We start from the raw sequence: 15,695 nt of genomic DNA, 5'->3' as shown, positions 1-15,695 counted from the left end.
TGCCTGTATGGCATGCCATTTGTATTACTTTTAACCATCTGCTGGTGTATTGCCCCAGTTTGGTATAAAAAGTATGCAAACTTAATTTTATATGTATCGGAATTCTTGGAGGATTTATTCTCAAATGGCGACTTAAAATTCTCATTGCCTCAGTATGGCATTTTGGATGTTTCATAAATTGAACAATACAGATTGCCCATTCCAGTTATGTCGCTTGGTGATTTACATCAGCCAGCAATATCTTCCTCATAAACTGATGGTGTGATGGGCATAAGAATTTTAAAAAACCTTTGGTGAATATGGTTTCCTCTAAAAGTAATCGCCGACCGAAGTATAAGTTTTATTTGGATCTTGTCATTGTGTTTAATTTTTTTAAATACAATAAGTTACAAATAAAAAATTTAGATAAAAATCTAATCGAGGTGGAACAATGATGTCTGCAAAGCTTTGGGCACCTGCCCTGACTGCTTGCGCATTAGCAACAAGTATCGCGCTTGTTGGCTGTAGCAAAGATCCTAAAGAGGGCCAGCAAGCTGGTGCTCAACAGCAAATGCCACCGACTGAAGTTGGTGTGCTGGTTGCACAGCCACAAAGCGTTGAGCAGTCTGTTGAACTCTCAGGTCGCACAACAGCATTTGAGATTTCAGAAGTACGTCCACAGGCGACTGGTGTCGTGCTAAAACGCTTATTCAGCGAAGGCAGCTATGTCCGTGAAGGTCAGGCGCTGTATGAAATTGACTCTAGTACTAACCGTGCCACAGTGGACAATGCTCGTGCAGCAATTGCACGTGCTGAGGCAAATCTGGGCGTGTTACGTGTTAAAGAAGGTCGTTACCGTCAACTGGTTGGTACTAATGCGATTTCCAAGCAGGAATATGATGATATTGTAGCGCAGGTTAAACTGGCTGAAGCTGATTTGAATGCGAACCGTGCAACATTACGTAATGCTCAAATTAACTTAGGCTATTCAACTGTACGTGCGCCAATTTCTGGTCAAACTAACCGTTCTTCAATCACTGCAGGTGCGCTGGTAACTGCAAACCAGCCAGAGCCTTTGGTAACCATTCAGCGTCTGGATCCGATCTATGTAGACATTAACCAGTCAAGTGCGGAATTGCTGCGTCTGCGTCAGCAGTTGAGTAAAGGTGACCTGAACAGCTCTAATAACACACGTGTGAAGTTAAAACTGGAAGATGGCAGCATCTATCCGGTTGAAGGCCGTTTAGCATTCTCTGATGCCAGCGTGAATCCTGAAACTGGTACAGTGACACTGCGTGCAGTATTCCCGAACAAGAATCACCTGTTGCTACCAGGTATGTTTGCTACTGCGCAAATCGTTCAGGGTGAAGTACCAAATGCTTACCTGATTCCTCAGGCGGCATTAACACGTACGCCTACCGGTCAAGCTATGGCAATGTTAGTGGGTGCTGATAATAAGGTAATCCCACGCCCAGTCACGACTGCGGGTACACAAGGCCAAAACTGGATCGTGACTGAAGGTTTGAAGCCGGGTGATAAAGTGATTGTAGATGGTATTGCGAAAGTAAAACCGGAACAACAGGTCGTGGCTAAACCTTACCAGCCTCAAGCTGCTACACCACAGGGTGCTGCACAACCTGCTGCCCAACAACCTGGTGCAGCGCAAAAAGCGGATGATGCAAAAGAACAATCTGAACAAAAACCTGCTGCCAAAGCATAAGGAGTAAGGTTTATGGCTCAATTTTTTATTCATCGTCCTATCTTTGCGTGGGTGATTTCATTGGTGATCATGCTGGCGGGGGTTATTACCCTCACCAACATGCCAATTGCCCAATATCCGACCATTGCACCGCCAACGGTCACCATTGCTGCAACCTATCCGGGTGCATCTGCTGAAACTGTGGAAAACACGGTAACACAAATCATTGAACAACAAATGAATGGTCTGGATGGTCTACGTTATATCTCTTCAAACAGTGCGGGTAATGGTCAAGCGTCTATTAACTTGAACTTTGAACAAGGCATCGATCCTGATATTGCTCAAGTTCAAGTACAGAACAAACTGCAATCGGCAACGGCGCTTTTACCTGAAGATGTACAACGTCAAGGTGTAAAAGTCACCAAGTCTGGTGCGAGCTTTATGCAGGTTCTTGCATTTTACTCTCCAGATGGAAGCCTATCGGCGTCAGACATTAATGACTATGTAAACTCAAACATCTCTGAACCACTTAGCCGTGTTGCAGGTGTTGGTGAACTTCAAGTCTTTGGTGGTTCATACGCAATGCGTATTTGGATGGATCCTGCCAAAATGGCAAGTTTGCAAGTCACACCAAGTGATATTGCTCAAGCCATTCGCACCCAAAACGCACAGGTTGCGGTAGGTCAATTGGGCGGTGCACCTGCAATTGAAGGTCAAGCTTTGAATGCGACGGTAACTGCGCAAAGTATGTTGCAGACGCCTGAGCAGTTTAGAAATATTTTTCTAAAAAATACAGCTTCAGGTGCTCAGGTTCGCTTGGGTGATGTTGCGCGTGTTGAACTTGGTGCAGACAACTATCAGTTTATTTCTAAATACAACGGTAAGCCTGCAGGCGGTGTCGCAATTAAATTGTCTACAGGTGCTAACGCCCTAGATACTGCTGCTGCTGTGGAAGAACGTCTCAAACAGTTACGTCCAAACTACCCTGCGGGTTTAAAGGATGAATTGGCCTTTGATACCACACCATTCATTGAACTTTCGATTAAGAGTGTTGTTAAAACTTTAATTGAAGCGATCATTTTGGTCTTTATTGTGATGTTCCTGTTCTTGCAGAACTGGCGTGCCACAATTATTCCAACCATGGCCGTGCCTGTGGTGGTACTGGGTACTTTTGCCGTAATCAATATGTTTGGCTTCACGATTAACACTCTGACCATGTTTGCCATGGTATTGGCGATTGGTTTATTGGTCGATGACGCAATTGTCGTGGTGGAAAACGTAGAACGTGTCATGGTCGAAGAACATCTTGACCCTGTAGCGGCGACTGAAAAGTCGATGAAACAGATTTCAGGCGCACTGATCGGGATTACCTCGGTATTGTCTGCAGTATTCGTACCTATGGCATTCTTTGGTGGGACGACAGGTGTTATTTATCGTCAATTCTCCATTACCCTTGTGACTGCAATGGTGCTATCACTATTAGTAGCATTGACCTTTACCCCTGCCCTGTGTGCCACGATTCTTAAACAGCACGATCCAAACAAGCCAGAAAGCAACGGTATTTTTGCACGTTTCTTCCGCTGGTTTAACCGCAGTTTCGATAAGCTCTCAGTTAAATATCAAGGCGGTGTTAACCGCATGACGCATCATAAAATCTTCTCGGGGGTTTTATATGCAGTGGTACTGGGCATTATTGTGTTATTGTTCCAAAAACTACCATCATCATTCTTACCTGATGAAGATCAGGGTGTGGTGATGACATTGGTACAACTCCCACCAAATGCAACCTTGGAACGTACTGAAGCTACCATGACCAGCATGTCTAATTTTTTCAGAGAAAATGAAAAAGAGCATGTGCAATCGGTATTTAGTGTTTCGGGCTTCTCTTTCTCAGGGATTGGTCAAAACGCAGGTATGGCGTTCATTAAGTTAAAAGATTGGAGTGAGCGTACCAGCCCTGAATCACAAATTGGTGCAATTATCCAACGTGGTATGGCACTGAACATGATTGTGAAAGATGCGACTTACATCATGCCATTACAGCTTCCTGCGATGCCAGAATTAGGTGTCAGCTCAGGCTTTAACTTGCAACTGAAAGATGCTGCGGGCAATGGCCACGAAAAACTCACCATGGCACGTAATATAGTGTTGGGTGAAGCAGCGAAAGACCCACGCTTAATGGGGGTGCGTCCAAATGGTCAGGAAGATACACCACAGTACCGTATTATTATTGACCAAGCGCAAGCAGGTGCGGCAGGTGTCAGCATTGCTGAAATCAACAGCACCATGAGCATGGCTTGGGGTGGTTCGTATATCAATGATTTCATTGACCGTGGTCGTGTGAAAAAAGTCTATGTTCAAGCTGAATCAGACTCTCGCATGATGCCTGAAGACCTGAACAAGTGGTATGTCCGCAACAATAGTGGTGATATGGTGCCATTCTCTGCCTTTGCAACAGGTGAATGGACTTATGGTTCACCGCGTTTGGAACGCTATAACGGTGTATCTGCCAAGAACATTCAGGGTTCACCTGCGCCAGGTGTCAGCTCTGGTGAAGCCATGCAAGCGATGGAAGAAATTGTCGCAAAACTACCGTCTATGGGCTTAAATGGCTTTGATTATGAATGGACAGGTTTATCGCTTGAAGAACGTGAATCGGGCGATCAGGCACCATTCCTCTATGCACTGTCATTACTGATTGTATTCTTATGTTTGGCGGCCTTGTATGAAAGCTGGTCTATTCCATTCTCAGTCCTCTTGGTGGTACCGTTGGGTATTGTCGGAGCGTTATTGCTTACCTTCGGGGGCATGATTTTGTTCAAAAACCCGAACCTATCCAACAACATTTACTTCCAAGTGGCAATTATTGCCGTGATTGGTTTATCTGCTAGAAACGCGATTTTGATTGTGGAATTTGCCAAAGAGCTACAAGAAAAAGGTGAAGACCTGTTTGAAGCGACTTTGCATGCTGCAAAAATGCGTTTACGTCCAATCATTATGACCACGTTGTCCTTTGGTTTTGGTGTATTGCCGCTTGCACTTTCATCAGGTGCGGGTGCAGGTAGCCAACACTCGGTCGGTTATGGTGTTTTAGGTGGTGTGATTAGCTCAACCTTGTTAGGGATCTTCTTTATTCCTGTATTCTATGTTTGGATTAGAAGTATCTTTAAATACAAACCAAAACAACAAAATCATCAGGAGCATGTATCGTGATGCAAAACTTATGGTCGCATACAGGCCGTGGTATTGCGGTTTCTGCCCTCGCGCTTGCTTTGACAGCTTGTCAAAGTATGCGTGGGCCAGAACCCGTCGCTCAGACAAGTATTCCAAGCAGCTATACTGCTGCATCGGGTACTTCAGTGGCTGAACAAGGTTATAAAGATTTCTTTGCCGATCAACGCTTGTTACAAGTCTTAGATATGGCATTGAACAATAACCGTGATTTACGCACAGCGACGCTGAATATCCAACGTGCCCAACAAGCCTATCAAATTACCGAAAACAACCAGTTACCTACCATTGGTGCAAGTGGCAGTGTATTACGTCAAGATCAAGGCGGTGGCGCACAAACACGCTATAACGTCGGTTTAGGTGTGACTGCTTATGAGTTGGACTTTTGGGGACGTGTACGTAGCTTAAAAGACAATGCATTGGACAGCTATTTAGCCACCCAAAGCTCACGCGATGCCACACAAATTGCCTTGATTGGTCAGGTGGCGCAAGCATGGCTCAACTACTCATTTGCCAATGCCAATTTAAAACTGGCAGATCAGACGTTAAAAACGCAGCTTGAATCTTACAATCTGAACAAAAAGCGTTTTGATGTTGGTATTGATAGCGAGCTGCCTGTGCGTCAGGCGCAAATTTCTGTCGAAACGGCACGTAATGATGTTGCCAACTATAAAACCCAAGTCGCGCAAGCACAAAACTTGCTGAACTTGCTGGTGGGCGAACAAGTTCCAAGTGCGTTATTACCAACGCAGCGTGTGACGCGTATTACCAACACTACCGCAATGGGTGCAGGTTTACCTAGTGACTTGCTGAATAACCGTCCTGATATCCGTACTGCAGAGTATCGACTGTCGGCTGCGGGTGCCAATATTGGCGCAGCAAAAGCACGTTTATTTCCAAGCATTAGCCTTACGGGCAATGCAGGCTATGCGTCAACTGACTTGAGTGATTTGTTTAAATCAGGCAGTTTTGTTTGGGCAGTGGGCCCGAGCATCGACTTGCCAATTTTTGATTGGGGCACACGTCAAGCCAACATCAAAATTTCAGAAACGGATCAGGAAATTGCGTTGGCTGATTATGAAAAATCAATTCAGTCTGCGTTCCGCGAAGTAAATGATGCTTTGGCAGTTCGTCAAAATATTGGTGATCGTTTAGCGGCACAAAAACGCTTGGTTGATGCGACCAATACCACTTACAAATTGTCTAATGCACGCTTCCGCGCAGGCATTGACAACTATTTAACCGTGTTGGATGCACAGCGTACCTCTTATGCAGCAGAACAAGGTTTATTGTTGTTGGAACAAGCCAATTTGAACAATCAGGTAGAATTGTATAAATCTTTGGGTGGCGGTTTAAAAACCAATACCTCAGATACGATTCAATACCCGCCATCTACAGCTGAACGTAAACAGGCAAATCAGCAGTAAGTCTCGGTTTTCGATCTTATTGAAAAAGCTCACTTCGGTGGGCTTTTTTATTGCTTTTTATCATGGAGTTTCTTATCTTCAAAGGAACAGAATCAGGTTCTCTATCCCTTATGCTACTCAGTAATCTGGAATCCGTCCCGGGACATGTTATTAGCAGTCAAATCGATGTGGTCTATGGCAGTACGGTACGTAGTAAACACGTTGGCCGTGATTTGCTCGCAGGTTTGAAAAATATTGTTGGCGGTGAGCTGACTGCCTATACCGAACTTCTGGAAGAATCGCGCCAAGAAGCGATGAACCGGATGATTGAAAAAGCTCGTCAGATGGGTGCCAATGCAATTGTCGGCATTCGTTTCTCAACGTCTAACATCGCCCAAGGTGCATCTGAACTATTTGTATATGGTACAGCGGTGGTAGTGGAGCCGAATGTTCCAAAGCTTCCAGATCCCTTCCCGTCAGCAGGTTAAGCTATGGATAACCTGATTTTTCAGTTTGTCGTTTTTGCCCTGCTGTTTTCGGTAGGTTTTGGCTTTGGTCGTTATTATGAACGAAAACATCTAAAAGAGCTGGCGGAACAGGAAGTACGGCTTGCTCATATTGTGCTAGATACTCACCGTTTTACAATTTCAGAATTCGAAGGTCAGCTGATTAGCTCCAATGTAGTGATTTCCCATGATTATTTTAAATATGTGATTGCCAATATTCAGAACATTTTGGGTGGACGTCTGGTCAGCTATGAAAGTATTGTGGAACGTGCACGCCGGGAAGCTGTTGTTCGCCTGAAGTGTGAAGCTGAGAAAATCGGTGCTACTCAGATTATGGGATTACGCTTGAGTACTACAGAACTGGGCATGCAAGGTGGAATGGTGGAAGTCTTTGCTTATGGCACTGCCATTAAAAAGCCTTAAGTCTTAGATTCAAAGTCTCTCAGTGAATAATATTCCATTCAGATGATCGATTTCATGCTGCACAATCCGTGCAGCAAAGCCACTAAATTCAGCATCAACCTGCACACCTTCCATGGTGTAATAACGCACCCGAATATCTTGTGCCCGGGCAACTTTGCCTCTTTGATCCGGCACACTCAAACAGCCTTCTTCACCCAGAACTTGTGCTTCAGAAACATGTACAATTTCCGGATTGAGCATTGTCACTGCTTCCATATACGGTGCCTCGGGATAACGCAGGTTTGGACGTGAAGCAACAATAATGATCCGCTTGGAAATATACACTTGTGGGGCAGCAATACCTACCCCCTGACGGTCAAGCATGGTATCCATCATGGATTTATTGAGCTGATACAGCCACTCACTGCCGAATTCCGAATCTGCCACAGCAGTTGCAACGAGTCCTAAAATTGCCTCACCTTGCCTGGCCACGGTTAACACAGTCATGTTAAATCTCTCTTCATTTAAGGCAATGCCTCTACTCTTTATAAGCCAATTTTAGCGCCTTCCAAAGCAGATTTTTTTGTAATCTGTATCACTGAAAACTTTTTAAACGAATAGCCTGATCAGGAAAGAACATCAATACGAACTAAAAAATCAGTCATCTCTATTTTTTAGTTCAGTTCTTTGCTCAATTTCAACTTTTATTATTCCAAAGCATTTTATAAATATCTTTTTTTATAACTTTTAGTTTATTTTTAGCAAAGAAAGATTGATTATTCAATAAAAAATGTTTCTTTTAAAATCAAACAAATACTCAGTAATAGATTAAGGATTTCAGCATGGATGCACCTCCGCGCCTGTCACAAGCAGATAAACGCACTCTTGGACTTTCATCACTGGGCGGCGCGCTCGAGTTTTATGATTTTGTCATCTATGTATTTTATGCCAAGCTCATTTCAGAGCTGTTCTTCCCCAGCACACTCAGTCCTTTCTGGGCCATGTTGAATACCTACGGCATTTTTGCTGCGGGTTATTTCTTCCGTCCATTGGGTGGTGTAGTGATGGCACATTTTGGTGATCTAATTGGACGTAAACGACTGTTTAGCCTGTCAATTCTGTTAATGGCACTACCTACCCTGATGATCGGGGTCATGCCGACCTTTGAAAGCATTGGTTATGCAGCGCCAATTCTGTTGCTGTTAATGCGTGTGCTACAAGGAATTGCCATTGGTGGTGAAATTCCTGCTGCCTGGACTTTTGTCTCTGAACATGTCCCTGAGCGTCGTATCGGGATTGCCAATGGTGTGCTTACCGCAGGCCTGTCACTCGGGATTCTGCTGGGAGCCTTGATGTCACTCTTTATTTCCTTACAGTTCTCTGAAGCAGAAATTAAAGACTGGGCATGGCGTATTCCCTTTATCCTCGGCGGTATTTTTGGTTTTGTAGCGTTGTACCTGCGGAGTTACCTGAAAGAAACACCGGTATTTAAAGCCATGCAAGCCAAAAAAGAACTGGCAAAAGAATTGCCGGTGAAACAGGTTCTGGCAAAGCATAAAACCGGTGTCGTGATTGGAATGCTTTTTACCTGGTTCTTGACGGGCTGTGTAGTGGTACTGATTCTGGCGATGCCAAACCTGCTGGTCGGTGCTTTTGGTTTTGAACGTGCCAATGCCTTTAAAATGCAAAGTGCGGCGATTGTGATGCAAATGGTGGGCTGTGTACTGGCAGGTGTATTGGCCGATCGTTTTGGTGCTGGGCGTGTCATTCTGTTTGGTTCTCTTCTAGTTGCGACTATGGCGGGCATTTTCTATAACAGCCTAGGCCATGTTGCACCGTCAACCGTGTTCATGCTGTATATGTTGTTAGGTTTAAGCTCCGGTACAGTCGGGATGGTGTCTTACAGCATGGTAAAAATGTTCCCGGCACAGATCCGCTTTACCGGGATTTCTTTCTCTTACAATCTGGCCTATGCTATTGCCGGCGGAATTACCTTGCCACTCGTACAATGGCTTAGCCTGTATAGCAATATTGGTGCAATGTACTATGTCTGGACTGTATGTCTGGTGACCTTGTTCACCGCTCTGATTTATAGAAGTAAATTTGAAAAATCGGCAGTCTGATCAATAAAATATTGTGATAAAAAAGAGCCTCAATATGGGCTCTTTTTTTGACCTGCTTGCCATTTAGGCAGTCAGACTTTTACGGATTTCATCTTCAATGATGCTGATTTCAATCTGGCTAAATTTGCGGATTTCGCCTTCCGCATGTTTTTCCAGCATGCCGCCGACCAAGGGCACCTTTACTTTTACGGTCCAGTCCAGTTGAAACTCAATCTGGCGTTCATCACCTTTTACTGCACGTTGGCAAGTCGCTTCGATTGGCAGGTTCGCACCAAGCTCCACTGTAGAAGTCAAATGTTCCAGATTACTGATGTCGGTACGTTGCAGACGAAAAGCATCACGTAACAGTTTTTTTGCGATATCTGGAATATTCACGTCCAAGTTATATGCACGTTTCAAGGTATAGATTTCACCCTGTTTCTCAGAAACCAGAATCTCCATGTTCTGCGCCGGAATACGACGACAGACCGCTTCGTGCATACTGATATCACTGACCAGACGCTTGAATTCATCAATAGAAACACCATTGATGTTTGCCTTTACAGTAAATTGATGTGCCATGTGGTTTTCCTTTTTATTTTTTAAATTGTGGATGTGGCTTGTATTGAGGAAGCTTATTATAAAGCCAAATTCAGGATCAGATAACTTTGCTGTATATCGACAGTATTAAACTGAATTTCTGATCCAGAGTCATTATGCAATGTTTAGGTAAATTAAGGCACATAAGTCAATCATCCACCTTTAACCACACTTGAGTTTTCATGCCACTACTGATGATCAGCTTGGCTCCGGGATAGCAAATGACAGCTTCAAACTCATCTGCACCATCATCCAGCCCAGAGGTATACCAGGTCGTACCTTTCGGAAAATCATTCAGCCAGGTAGCCTTATAAAAATCTGATACCGAATCAAACTGGAGATACTGCTGCGGCTGTGCCTGAATCTTCCGTGCCAATTCGATAAAACGATCTAGTTGGGCCTGCCGGAAGTCAATCAGCATTGTCGTGCTCCTGACAAAAGCAGATTTTAGCATGCTGACTGCTTGCGAATAACAGATAGAAATATTTGCACCATAGCATACGGCCGAGGACGTGAATCTTATTGAATATATGCACTGGCATCATCAAGAGAAAAAACAAGAATGAGGGCTATTAATGGTTAAGAAAATTATAGACCAAACAGATTGCATCAACCTGAACAGTTATCCGTATTCATTCAAAACTTTATTAGGCACAATGTGCATGGTCTGACTCAAAACGATGTTCATATCGATGTTCTTCCCCATGCCGGTCCACATGCGTATAGAAAACTCCATAACGTCCCACATAATACTCGATAGATTGACCATAAAAATTCCAGTAAATAGACCACTCTCCCAAGTCCATTTTTCGGATCACACTATTGGTCTGGAGCGGCATTCGATTCAACCATTTCTGCTGTAACCCTTCAGCCTGAGTACGCTCAGTAATAATCGCGGACTGCTTGAATAACATTTTAGCGATATCATCGAACAGTTCTAGCTCATAAGCATCTACCGTCATAGCGAGTTCATGTGGCTTTTGTGCAGTACAAATAGACGTTTGATCTTGGGAAGACGGCGGCTCTGCTTCAGGCTTTAAGCGCTGACCATGATAGCGGGCTTTATAGATTTTGAAGGCGATTATCCAGGCAACATACATCACCAAAACACTACAGATAACAAGCATTACTTTGACCATAGGCTAAGTCTCTTATTCATTTTTCTTATCTTCAATCTGTAACCACAGATCTACTCAATTACAGTTCATTTACAAACCATAACATATTGATTGAAAAATACCCAACTTTAGTCATTTCAAAATATTTCGAAAAATTTATATTTCTCACTATAGGATAATTTCTTTAAATACTTCTAAAATATTTTTTATACTGACTAAAGAATTTAGCTCTAATGTAAATGCGAATAAAAATCAATACACGCTGTCTAACAATTTAAACAAGCCACACAAATGCGCCACAGAAATGCTGTATAAAGAGTTTTTTTGCCGGAAAATTCCCTAAAAATATAACAATCCTAGACTTTCATTCATACTTTAGATGCTGCTAAATGAAACACTCGTTATTATTTAGTTTAGTTAAATTTGCCTTATGATTCGTGAAGGAAAGGTTCAGGATATTCCTCAAATTGTACATGTTGTTCATGACAGTATTCGCTCCTGTGTCATGGATCATCAACGTGAGGAAACCCGTATACAAACCTGGCTTGAAGCATTTACCCATTCCACCCTGATTGTGGAAATGCTATATAACGATTGCTGGGTGTATACCGTACATGACAGAGTGGTCGGTTTTCTGATGGTGAGTGATCAGGGAGAAATCCGCATGCATTATGTAAGTAGCGGTATGCAACGTATGGGATATGGAACACAGTTATTTTATTACATGCTGGATTTTATGACGCCTAAAAAAATTGACCGTCTCGAAATTGAAACCACACGAACTGCATTGCCCTACTATACTAAACTTGGTTTTCAGAATACTTCTCCCCACATGCAGGATGAACCTGCGTTGCACCTGTTCAAAGCTTTATCTTCCAGCACCTATCCTCAGTTCTGATCAGGCTGCAACAGCCTTGCTTTTGATTTGGTCTCTACCTGCAAGTTTGGCTTCATACAGATGCTGGTCTGCTGTTTTCATTAGTGTATGAATATCTGCATAAGGATGATGAGCATCCATATAGGCAACCCCCATACTTACAGTAACATAATCTTTATCATCCCTACGGTTGTCATGCGCTAACTGTTCTGCCCGCACTGCAAGCAGTACGATTTCAAAAGTTTCCCGGGCTTCCGCAATCGGCATATCATGTAACAGAATTGCGAATTCTTCCCCTCCGTAACGCGCTAAATATCCCTGTTTAGGCAAAACCTGCTGAATCACCTGAACCAGCCGTTGCAATACTTCATCACCTTTTAAGTGACCATAGTAATCATTATATTTTTTAAAGTAGTCCACATCGATCATGGCAAAGGACAAGGTCTGTTCAGGATGTTGAATGGTCTGATTAAACAGGCGCTGGATTTCTTCATTTAAGGCACGCCGGTTATAGGCGCCAGTCAAGGCATCGACATTAATCTGATATTGCAGTTTAGTATTCAGTTCATGTAACTGTGCTGTTCTTTCTCGAACTTTCTGATCCAGTGAACTGTTCAAGACCATTAATTTATTATTCAGTCGCTCGGTATAGTAGGTTTGATGGGCATAATTACGAGATTGTTGAAACATAATGATTAAGGCATACAGACTGGTCGAAATAAATGACAGATGTACGCTCTCAATTACATTCAGCAATACCAGATAATCATTAAGAAAAGTCACACACAGAAAGATGATGGCAAACAGGTTAGTGGACGAATATTCATCTCCTTGAGAAAGTGTCACATAAAACCCGTAAATAAAATTACCCAGTATCACCAGACCATAGATAACACTATACAAAGCCAGACGCTCAAAAACTTCTGGTGTGCTGAACAATGTTACTGCGATATTAAAAATCAGTAATCCCGCACCTACGTAATAAATTGAACGTCGGATATAACGCGGCTTAAACAGGTACATGTAGCTCAGGAAGAATAAGATTGCCAGAAAAGTAAACAGATATTCTAGACGAGCGCCCCATAACCAACTGATTTTACTCACAATGGCATATGGATGCGGGGCAGAAAACAGATTATGCAGTGCCAAAAAAATAATAAATAAGCCAAAAATAAATACACTGCGGCTATTTCGCTCCACAGATCCGCGAAACAGAGAAAATAAAATGGTAAATAGTCCTACACCCAGCACTGTGCCACAGACCACGGCGATACTCATCATTTGCAGCATAAACTGTCGATTAATGGTCGCAGAGGGGCCAATTTTCAGAGGCTTTTCTAGTCCGCCATGTAAATTAGTATAGTTGGAAACCTGAATACTTAAGGTAAAATATTCATTCTGTGGCACAAAAGATGCGATCTTAGGTGCCTTTTCAGTCACCTGCCCTGCCGGGGTTTTACTGATTTTACCAAGACGCAGCAAGATATCCCCATTTAAATAAATGCTATAAGCACCATACTGACTCGGAATCTGAATCGCTAAACGTTGTCCGATAAATTTTTTGGGAATTTTAAAATGACTAATAAAAGTGCCATAAGTGGCATTGGTTCCGGTGAGACTCTTGAATGAAGCTGGAAGTTCAACTACTTGTGATTCGAGTTCAGGATCTGGTTGCTCAATGAACTGACGTGGATAGAACTGCCATTTGCCTTGCAACAAGGTGGTACTATCTTCATCAAATTTTAGTTCGGTGACCTCATTCTGATGAGCTAGGAAATAAGATTCTGGAGCAGCATCATATTGAGCCCACACGATCCGTGTAGTCCCCATCAAAAATATCAGCATCAACCACGATGCCAATATCAGCATAATCCCCCTAAACCTGAGCAAAAAGACCATCCTGTAACTACTGTTATTAATTCTAATGTACGTGGAATGTTGGATATTGCCAATGATTTTTCATATAAAAAAGCAGGATAACCGACGAGCTATCCTGCTACTGAATTCCTGACATATTGTACTGTTCAGAAAGTCACATAATATCAGTCACGTGTTTTAACGTCATACAGTTCGATTTCAAAAATCAGGTTGGAATTCGCCGGGATAATGTTCCCCATTTTACGTTCACCATAAGCCAGGTGAGCAGGTACGATCAGCTTACGTTTACCCCCTACTTTCATGCCCATAATGCCTTGATCCCAGCCTTTAATCACACGGCCAGTGCCGATGACCGTCTCAAAATAGTTGCCACGATCCAGCGATGAATCAAACTTGGTTCCATCTTCCAGCCAGCCAGTGTAATGCGTGGTAATCAGTGCACCTTTTACCGCTTCTTTACCTTCACCCACCACCAGGTCAATAATTTCTAGTTCTTTGGTCATCGCCCATATCCTTCATTTTGCAAATAGCACTAGTATAAACGCGATTGAGCCAAATTCCTCAGACTTTAACTGCAATGGATCAAAAGCTGAGTTCCTGAATCTTCTTATCCTGTAATAAATACTGGGTTAATTTCTGGTGATTTTTAGCCGAACCCATCAGGATCCAGCGGCCTGTGATCCGTCGGTCGATTTTTTGCTGGCTGGAATGAATGACTTTTAATTTGTATTGTTTAAACAGTTTTTCATAATGATCCGGCTCATGCTGCTCAAAAGGACAGACAATTTCGTAGTTTCTTTCTTGATTCAGATGCTCAATCCCACGTTGTACATAGACCAGTAGAACCAGTACGATCAGCACGATCACCGTTGCCCAGACACTTAACAGTTCATAGCCAGCACCAACTGCCATGCCCAGTGCAGCTGTCATCCAGATCGTGGTTGCAGTGGTAATACCAGAAATCCGGTTGTCATCTTTTAAAATTACTCCGGCTCCCAGAAAACCCAGGCCAGTTAAGACATTGGCTGCCAGACGGTCGGGGTTGGCCACACCGATTTTTAAGGAAATAATAGTAAATAGACAGGAACTCAGACTGACCATGATCATGGTGCGCAGTCCGGCAGATTTACTATGATATTCCCGTTCTGCCCCAATAACTGCACCAATCACGACTGCTAACAGCAAATCATAAAGTTCATGATACATGCTTCGTCCCTGGACCTTATTATTCTCTCCAGATATACGAAATATTGGGGCGAGGATACAAGTCGAAACTTGCATCCTTGTGAGTTGTTATTGTAACTGTTCCCACTCAATTACAGCCTGTGCCTGATCGCCAATCAAAGTCCATTCACTATCCATAATGTTTAGCTGCAACTGCATAGTGCGTTCACACAGTTGTTGTACGGCTTCGGTACTCGCCGGAGACAGCTTCCACACTTCCACATTGGATAGGGTCTTCAGTTTAGAACTGCGCTTGTACCATTCATCAACAGAAGTACCATAAGCCACGACGGCAACTTTCTTGCAACGGGCACTTGCCTTTTTGACCTTATCTTCATCGGGCAAGCCGACTTCGATCCACTGTATCAGTTGACCGGTCAGGTCTTTCTCCCAGAGAGCAGGTTCATCAGTTTCAAACAGGTCTTTAGTAAATTCAAGCGTTTCACCAGCAAAACGTGCATAAGCCAAAACACGCACCATTAGACGTTCAATGGTTTCCGAAGGATGCAATGCCATCGTTAACTGATAGTCTTGATAACGATGGTTATCCATATCGGCAATATTCAGGTCAGCCTTGTAAATCGTTGCTTTAAGCGCCATAACACAATCCTCAAATTTGGCGCCTAGCATATAAGATTTATATCGATTTTGCTGAACAGATTTATCGCCATGC

General features: G+C 43.2%; 15 protein-coding genes. 7 read left to right on the top strand and 8 right to left on the bottom strand.

Annotated elements, in window-relative coordinates; translation table 11 throughout:
* Window positions 1-430: 430 nt before the first annotated feature.
* The 5 genes from F955_RS04740 to F955_RS04720 all read left to right on the top strand — a co-directional run bounded on the left by F955_RS04740 (window position 431) and on the right by F955_RS04720 (window position 7,244).
* Window positions 431-1,699, top strand: coding sequence for an efflux RND transporter periplasmic adaptor subunit (locus F955_RS04740; RefSeq protein ID WP_004891890.1), 1,269 nt, complete (start codon window positions 431-433; stop codon window positions 1,697-1,699).
* 12 nt (window positions 1,700-1,711) lie between these two features.
* On the top strand, window positions 1,712-4,891 hold the full coding sequence (locus F955_RS04735) for an efflux RND transporter permease subunit (RefSeq protein ID WP_004891888.1): 3,180 nt from the start codon (window positions 1,712-1,714) through the stop codon (window positions 4,889-4,891).
* On the top strand, window positions 4,891-6,336 hold the full coding sequence (gene adeK / locus F955_RS04730; RefSeq protein ID WP_004891885.1) for a multidrug efflux RND transporter AdeIJK outer membrane channel subunit AdeK: 1,446 nt from the start codon (window positions 4,891-4,893) through the stop codon (window positions 6,334-6,336). Before F955_RS04735 ends, adeK begins: the two co-directional genes overlap by 1 nt.
* Window positions 6,337-6,446: 110 nt before the next feature.
* Window positions 6,447-6,803: a YbjQ family protein gene (locus F955_RS04725; protein ID WP_004891882.1), complete on the top strand. Its 357-nt coding sequence runs from the start codon at window positions 6,447-6,449 to the stop codon at window positions 6,801-6,803.
* Window positions 6,804-6,806: 3 nt separating this feature from the next.
* On the top strand, window positions 6,807-7,244 hold the full coding sequence (locus F955_RS04720; protein WP_004891880.1) for a YbjQ family protein: 438 nt from the start codon (window positions 6,807-6,809) through the stop codon (window positions 7,242-7,244).
* Window positions 7,245-7,253: 9 nt separating this feature from the next.
* On the opposite strand, the gene def is transcribed toward F955_RS04720, so the two are convergent.
* Window positions 7,254-7,730 carry a peptide deformylase gene (gene def, locus F955_RS04715; RefSeq protein WP_004891877.1) on the bottom strand — a complete coding sequence of 159 codons (477 nt, stop codon included), beginning with the start codon at window positions 7,728-7,730 and terminating at the stop codon, window positions 7,254-7,256.
* Window positions 7,731-8,065: 335 nt separating this feature from the next.
* Here def and F955_RS04710 point away from each other — a divergent pair, with 335 nt between their 5' ends.
* Window positions 8,066-9,346, top strand: coding sequence for an MFS transporter (locus tag F955_RS04710; RefSeq protein ID WP_004891872.1), 1,281 nt, complete (start codon window positions 8,066-8,068; stop codon window positions 9,344-9,346).
* 63 nt (window positions 9,347-9,409) lie between these two features.
* Here the strand turns inward: F955_RS04710 and F955_RS04705 are convergent, their stop codons facing one another.
* From F955_RS04705 to F955_RS04695, 3 genes are all read right to left on the bottom strand, one after another.
* Entirely contained in the window at window positions 9,410-9,907 is a 498-nt protein-coding gene (locus F955_RS04705; protein WP_004814839.1) for a DUF2505 family protein, read from the bottom strand.
* Between the two features lie 166 nt (window positions 9,908-10,073).
* Window positions 10,074-10,346, bottom strand: coding sequence for a hypothetical protein (locus tag F955_RS04700; RefSeq protein WP_004891868.1), 273 nt, complete (start codon window positions 10,344-10,346; stop codon window positions 10,074-10,076).
* Window positions 10,347-10,572: 226 nt separating this feature from the next.
* Window positions 10,573-11,064 (bottom strand): hypothetical protein, encoded by a 492-nt coding sequence (locus F955_RS04695; protein WP_004891866.1) that lies wholly within the window; start codon window positions 11,062-11,064, stop codon window positions 10,573-10,575.
* 409 nt (window positions 11,065-11,473) lie between these two features.
* Here F955_RS04695 and F955_RS04690 point away from each other — a divergent pair, with 409 nt between their 5' ends.
* Window positions 11,474-11,941 (top strand): GNAT family N-acetyltransferase, encoded by a 468-nt coding sequence (locus tag F955_RS04690; protein WP_004891863.1) that lies wholly within the window; start codon window positions 11,474-11,476, stop codon window positions 11,939-11,941.
* On the opposite strand, the gene F955_RS04685 is transcribed toward F955_RS04690, so the two are convergent.
* The 4 genes from F955_RS04685 to F955_RS04670 all read right to left on the bottom strand — a co-directional run bounded on the left by F955_RS04685 (window position 11,942) and on the right by F955_RS04670 (window position 15,622).
* Window positions 11,942-13,789: a sensor domain-containing diguanylate cyclase gene (locus F955_RS04685; protein ID WP_004891860.1), complete on the bottom strand. Its 1,848-nt coding sequence runs from the start codon at window positions 13,787-13,789 to the stop codon at window positions 11,942-11,944.
* Between the two features lie 173 nt (window positions 13,790-13,962).
* Complete coding sequence (locus F955_RS04680; RefSeq protein WP_004891857.1) at window positions 13,963-14,301, bottom strand: FKBP-type peptidyl-prolyl cis-trans isomerase; 339 nt, start codon at window positions 14,299-14,301, stop codon at window positions 13,963-13,965.
* A gap of 79 nt (window positions 14,302-14,380) precedes the next feature.
* Window positions 14,381-15,004, bottom strand: coding sequence for an MgtC/SapB family protein (locus F955_RS04675; protein ID WP_004814826.1), 624 nt, complete (start codon window positions 15,002-15,004; stop codon window positions 14,381-14,383).
* Window positions 15,005-15,091: 87 nt separating this feature from the next.
* Complete coding sequence (locus F955_RS04670) at window positions 15,092-15,622, bottom strand: YaeQ family protein (protein WP_004891855.1); 531 nt, start codon at window positions 15,620-15,622, stop codon at window positions 15,092-15,094.
* Between the last annotated feature and the right edge of the window lie 73 nt (window positions 15,623-15,695).

The organism is Acinetobacter schindleri CIP 107287 (assembly GCF_000368625.1).
Lineage (GTDB): Bacteria > Pseudomonadota > Gammaproteobacteria > Pseudomonadales > Moraxellaceae > Acinetobacter > Acinetobacter schindleri.
This window is presented reverse-complemented; position numbering and strand designations above follow the sequence as displayed.

Excerpts from the sequence above, each read along its gene's own strand:
- F955_RS04680 (WP_004891857.1), bottom strand. The coding sequence starts at position 14,301 with ATGACCAAAGAACTAGAAATTATTGACCTGGTGGTGGGTGAAGGTAAA.
- F955_RS04685 (WP_004891860.1), bottom strand. The coding sequence starts at position 13,789 with ATGCTGATATTGGCATCGTGGTTGATGCTGATATTTTTGATGGGGACT.
- F955_RS04705 (WP_004814839.1), bottom strand. The coding sequence starts at position 9,907 with ATGGCACATCAATTTACTGTAAAGGCAAACATCAATGGTGTTTCTATT.
- F955_RS04690 (WP_004891863.1), top strand. The coding sequence starts at position 11,474 with ATGATTCGTGAAGGAAAGGTTCAGGATATTCCTCAAATTGTACATGTT.
- F955_RS04700 (WP_004891868.1), bottom strand. The coding sequence starts at position 10,346 with ATGCTGATTGACTTCCGGCAGGCCCAACTAGATCGTTTTATCGAATTG.
- F955_RS04720 (WP_004891880.1), top strand. The coding sequence starts at position 6,807 with ATGGATAACCTGATTTTTCAGTTTGTCGTTTTTGCCCTGCTGTTTTCG.
- F955_RS04695 (WP_004891866.1), bottom strand. The coding sequence starts at position 11,064 with ATGGTCAAAGTAATGCTTGTTATCTGTAGTGTTTTGGTGATGTATGTT.
- F955_RS04675 (WP_004814826.1), bottom strand. The coding sequence starts at position 15,004 with ATGTATCATGAACTTTATGATTTGCTGTTAGCAGTCGTGATTGGTGCA.
- F955_RS04735 (WP_004891888.1), top strand. The coding sequence starts at position 1,712 with ATGGCTCAATTTTTTATTCATCGTCCTATCTTTGCGTGGGTGATTTCA.
- F955_RS04740 (WP_004891890.1), top strand. The coding sequence starts at position 431 with ATGATGTCTGCAAAGCTTTGGGCACCTGCCCTGACTGCTTGCGCATTA.
- F955_RS04725 (WP_004891882.1), top strand. The coding sequence starts at position 6,447 with ATGCTACTCAGTAATCTGGAATCCGTCCCGGGACATGTTATTAGCAGT.
- F955_RS04670 (WP_004891855.1), bottom strand. The coding sequence starts at position 15,622 with ATGGCGCTTAAAGCAACGATTTACAAGGCTGACCTGAATATTGCCGAT.
- F955_RS04710 (WP_004891872.1), top strand. The coding sequence starts at position 8,066 with ATGGATGCACCTCCGCGCCTGTCACAAGCAGATAAACGCACTCTTGGA.
- def (WP_004891877.1), bottom strand. The coding sequence starts at position 7,730 with ATGACTGTGTTAACCGTGGCCAGGCAAGGTGAGGCAATTTTAGGACTC.
- adeK (WP_004891885.1), top strand. The coding sequence starts at position 4,891 with ATGCAAAACTTATGGTCGCATACAGGCCGTGGTATTGCGGTTTCTGCC.